The 4303-nt window shown below is 63.6% G+C and carries 4 protein-coding genes; all 4 read left to right on the plus strand.

Annotation, left to right across the window (positions count from 1 at the left end):
• Positions 1 to 554, plus strand: a 554-nt coding sequence (locus WEB61_RS07890) for a protein-L-isoaspartate O-methyltransferase (RefSeq protein WP_368063788.1), incomplete at its 5' end; no start/stop codon positions are given.
• A gap of 147 nt (positions 555 to 701) precedes the next feature.
• Positions 702 to 2102, plus strand: a complete 1401-nt coding sequence (locus WEB61_RS07895) for a TolC family outer membrane protein (RefSeq protein ID WP_368063789.1) — start codon at positions 702 to 704, stop codon at positions 2100 to 2102.
• A 120-nt stretch (positions 2103 to 2222) separates the two neighbouring features.
• The gene (locus WEB61_RS07900) at positions 2223 to 2906 is read left to right on the plus strand and encodes a DUF2497 domain-containing protein (RefSeq protein ID WP_368063790.1); all 684 of its coding nucleotides are present in this window, start codon (positions 2223 to 2225) and stop codon (positions 2904 to 2906) included.
• 138 nt (positions 2907 to 3044) lie between these two features.
• Positions 3045 to 4303, plus strand: a 1259-nt coding sequence (locus WEB61_RS07905; protein ID WP_368063791.1) for a class I tRNA ligase family protein, incomplete at its 3' end; no start/stop codon positions are given.

Here is a 4303-nt window from a genome sequence, read left to right on the forward strand (position 1 = left end):
TCGTGCCATTGTCGCGTCAAAGCCTCGCCTATGTGGATGAGGATATCGCTATATCAGTCGGCGACGGGGGACCGCGGTACCTGATGGAGCCTCGGGTTTTCGCAAAGCTTGCGCAGCTTGCGGCCGTCGGGCCGGACGATCTCGTGCTGGATATTGGTTGCGGCACGGGCTATTCGACGGCGGTACTGTCGCGCCTGGCAGGCACGGTCGTCGCGCTTGAAAGCGACAGCGAATTGGCGGAGCGGGCGGCCGCGACACTGGCTGATCTTGGTGCCGACAATACGGTCGTCGTAACGGGTCCGCTGAACGAGGGCTATGCCAGGCAGGCGCCATACGATGCAATCTTCTTCAATGGCGCGATTGGCGTTGTCCCGGATGGGTTCAAAGCCCAGTTGAAGGATGGCGGACGAATCGTGGCGGTGCTTGGCGACGGTGTTTCGGGGCGGGCGCGAATCTTCGTCCGGGCCGGCGATACGCTGAGCGGGCGAGATGCGTTTGACGCGAATATCCAGCCTTTGCCGGGTTTTGAACGGGTGAAGAGCTTTGTTTTCTGAAATTGATGGCAGATTGCACCTAATTGCCGCATGACCGTGCCTTACTGGGAATAGTAATTGCGGCTCACTACATCTAGCCTGCTGAAGACTGGTTCATTCGCGGATGCGTTGAGGGACGAAACCGCCTCTTTGCGGAGAAGTGAGACAATGAAGAGATCCTTGGAAGCGTCCCTGAAACGAATGATGGCAATCGCGCTTGGCACGACGGTTCTGACCGGCATGCTGGCGATTGCGACGCCGGCCGCCGCCGATACCTTGATCGACGCGCTGACCGCGGCCTATCAAACCAACCCGGTATTGCATGCACAGCGCGCCCAATTACGGGCGACAGACGAGCAAGTGCCGCAGGCGTTGTCCGGATGGCGGCCGACATTGCAGGCGCAGGGCACTTATGGCGCGGTCGATAGCGATACGACGCCTGTCGGGGGCACGACACTGGGCGACAATCGCCGCCCGATGACAGGAACAATTACGCTCAACCAGAATATTTTTGCCGGTGGCCGCACGGTCAACGCAACCGATCAGGCCGAGTATTCGGTGCAGGCCGGCCGCGAGGGCCTTGCCAGCGTCGAACAGCAAACGCTGCTCGGCGCGGTGCAGGCCTATATGAATGTGATCCGCGACGAGAGCACCGTTCGGCTCAACGAGAATAACGTTGCGGTGCTCCGCCGCCAGCTCGAAGCGACGCAGGACCGTTTCCGCGTCGGCGAGCTGACGCGCACCGACGTTGCACAGTCGGAAGCCCGGCTGAGCCTCGCCCGCTCCAATCTCACCAGCGCCGAGGCGCAATTGACCGCGAGCCGTTCCTTCTATGCGCGTGTGGTCGGGCAGTCGCCGGGCACGCTTGAAAAGCCGGCGCCGCTGGAAGGCCTGCCGACCGACGAAGACCAGGCGCGCGAACTTGCGGCGCAGAATAACCCGACACTGCTGGCCGCACGTCACACCGAATCAGCGTCCCGCGAGGCCATCTCGGTGGCCAAGGGCGCGCTGCTGCCGAGTTTCGATGTGCAGGCGAGCCATCAATATGCCCGCGATCCGTCCAGCACCATTCGCGATGCCGAGGAAAGCTCCATTCTCGGTGTATTGACGATCCCGCTTTATCAGAGCGGCGCCGAGTATTCCCGCGTGCGCGAGGCCAAGGAGATCAACAATCGCAGCCGTCTCGAAGTGGCCGCTGCGATGCGAGAGGTCGACGAGGCGGTCCGCGTGGCGTGGGAGCAGTTGCGGACCTCCCAGGCCCGCATCATCTCGACCGGCGAACAGGTCAATGCCAGCGAGATCGCGCTTGAGGGTGTCAGGCAGGAATCGGAAGTGGGCGCCCGCACGACGCTCGACGTGCTCGATGCCGAGCAGGAACTTCTGAATGCCCGTGTTGCGCTGGTCGGCGCCGAGCGGGATCTGGCGGTTGCCGAATACAATTTGCTGGCGGCGACCGGCCAGCTGACGGCGCGCCAGCTCGCGCTTCCCGTCGACTATTACGACCCGGAAGCGAATTATGGCGAGGTCCGCAACAAGTGGATCGGCTTCGGCACGGCCGGCGACGAGTAGTTTCATCTGTTTAGCGAAGTCTTTAGGGGAAGTTGGCAAATTCGTTCAACTTCTCCTAAGGTTCTCTTGATAATAATTAAGGGCCGGAAGAGGCGGAATCCGGATGGGCAGGATCGAGATATGAGCAATCAGGGCCAGGCGCAGGAGCCGACAATGGAGGAGATTCTGGCCTCCATTCGCCGGATTATTTCCGAGGACAGCGGCAGCGAAGAGCAGGCCGGCGCCGCGGAGCCTGCGGCCGAGGAATCCCTGCCCGAGCTGTCCGCCGAGGACGAGGCCGATATTCTCGAACTGACCGAACCCTTGGCTGAAGCGGCGCCCGAAGAACCGTTGATGGCCGAACCGGCGCCGGAGCCCGAGCCGCCCTATGTGCCCGAGCCCGCCGAAGAAGTCGTCGACGATATCGAATTCGCCGACGAGCCCGAACCGGCTCCGGTCCCCGAGCCTCAGCCCGAGCCCGAACCCGAACCGGCGCCCGTCAGGGCCGCCGTGCCGGAACCTGAACCCGCGCCCGCGCCGAAGCCTGCCGTTCAGGCGCCCGCGGACACCGACTTTGAGGAGCCTGCCATGAGTGCCCAGAGCCAAGCCCCGATCGTGTCGGGCGATGCCGAAAGGGCCGCCTCGGCCGCTTTCGGCGCGCTGGCCAGTTCGCTGGCGAGTGGCGGCGAAGGACGGACGCTGGAAGAGATCGTGTCCGATATGCTGCGGCCGATGCTGAAGGAGTGGCTTGACAGCAACCTGCCGCCGCTGGTCGAGCGTCTGGTTGCCGAGGAAATCGAGCGAATCGCCCGCCGCCGCGGCTGAACGCGTCCCATCCGGCCTTTTCCGGTCGAATTTCATCCCGATACTTGGCCGATGCTTGATCGGTCCGGGGTGCCTGTGCTGTAACACGGGCCCCGGCGCGGCTTGATTTGCGCCGGCGTTTCACGGATACCGATCCCCATGCTCGACAAGACATTCAGCCCGCAAGAGGCCGAGGAACGGCTTTACCGGCTCTGGGAAGAGAGCGGTGCCTTCAAGGCGGGTGGGCCCGAGGGCGCGAAGCCCTATTGCATCGTCATTCCGCCGCCCAATGTCACCGGCAGCCTGCATATGGGCCATGCGCTCAACAACACGCTGCAGGATGCGCTGATCCGCTTCGAGCGGATGCGGGGCAAGGACGTGCTCTGGCAGCCCGGCCTCGACCATGCGGGCATCGCCACCCAGATGATCGTCGAGCGCCAGCTCGAGGCCGAGGGCAATATCGGCCGCCGCGACATGGGCCGCGAGGCCTTCATCGAGCGCATCTGGAAATGGAAGGGCGAGTCGGGCGGCACCATTGTCGGCCAGCTCCGCCGGCTGGGCGCGTCGTGCGACTGGAGCCGCGAGCGCTTCACGCTGGACGAGGGGCTCTCGAAAGCCGTTTTGAAAGTCTTTGTCGAGCTTTACCGGCAGGGCCTGATCTATCGCGACAAGCGGCTCGTCAACTGGGATCCGAAGCTGCAGACTGCCGTTTCCGACCTCGAAGTCGAGAATATCGAGGTCAAGGGGCACTTCTGGCATTTCCGCTATCCGCTGGCCGACGGCGTCACCTATCAGTGGCCGCTGACGGACGAGGAGGGCAATCCGGCCGGCCACGAGACGCGCGACTACATCGTCGTCGCCACTACGCGGCCCGAAACCATGCTCGGCGACACCGGCGTTGCCGTGAACCCCGAAGACGAGCGCTACAGGCCGTTGATCGGCAAGTTCGTCGAGCTGCCGCTGGTCGGCCGCCGCGTGCCCGTCGTCGCCGACGAGCACGCCGACCCCGCGCAGGGTTCGGGCGCCGTCAAGATCACGCCGGCGCATGACTTCAACGATTTCGAGGTCGGCAAGCGGCAGGGGCTCGAACAGATCAACATTCTGACGCCGGATGGCCGCCTCAACGACGAAGTGCCGCCCGCCTATCGCGGTCTCGACCGTTTTGTGGCGCGCAAGCAGATCGTGATGGACATCGAGGCGCTCGGGCTGCTCGACCTCATTGAAGACAAGATCGTCATGGTCCCGCATGACGAAAAGTCCAAGATGGTCGTCATCGAACCCTATCTCACCGACCAGTGGTATGTCGACGCGGCAACGCTCGCGAAGCCCGCCATCGCTGCGGTCGAGCGCGGCGAAACCGTCTTCGTGCCGCGGAACTGGGAGAAGACCTATTTCGAATGGATGCGCAACATCCAGCC

Origin of the sequence: Parvibaculum sp., from assembly GCF_040882025.1 — a bacterium.
Classification (GTDB): Bacteria; Pseudomonadota; Alphaproteobacteria; order Parvibaculales; family Parvibaculaceae; genus Parvibaculum.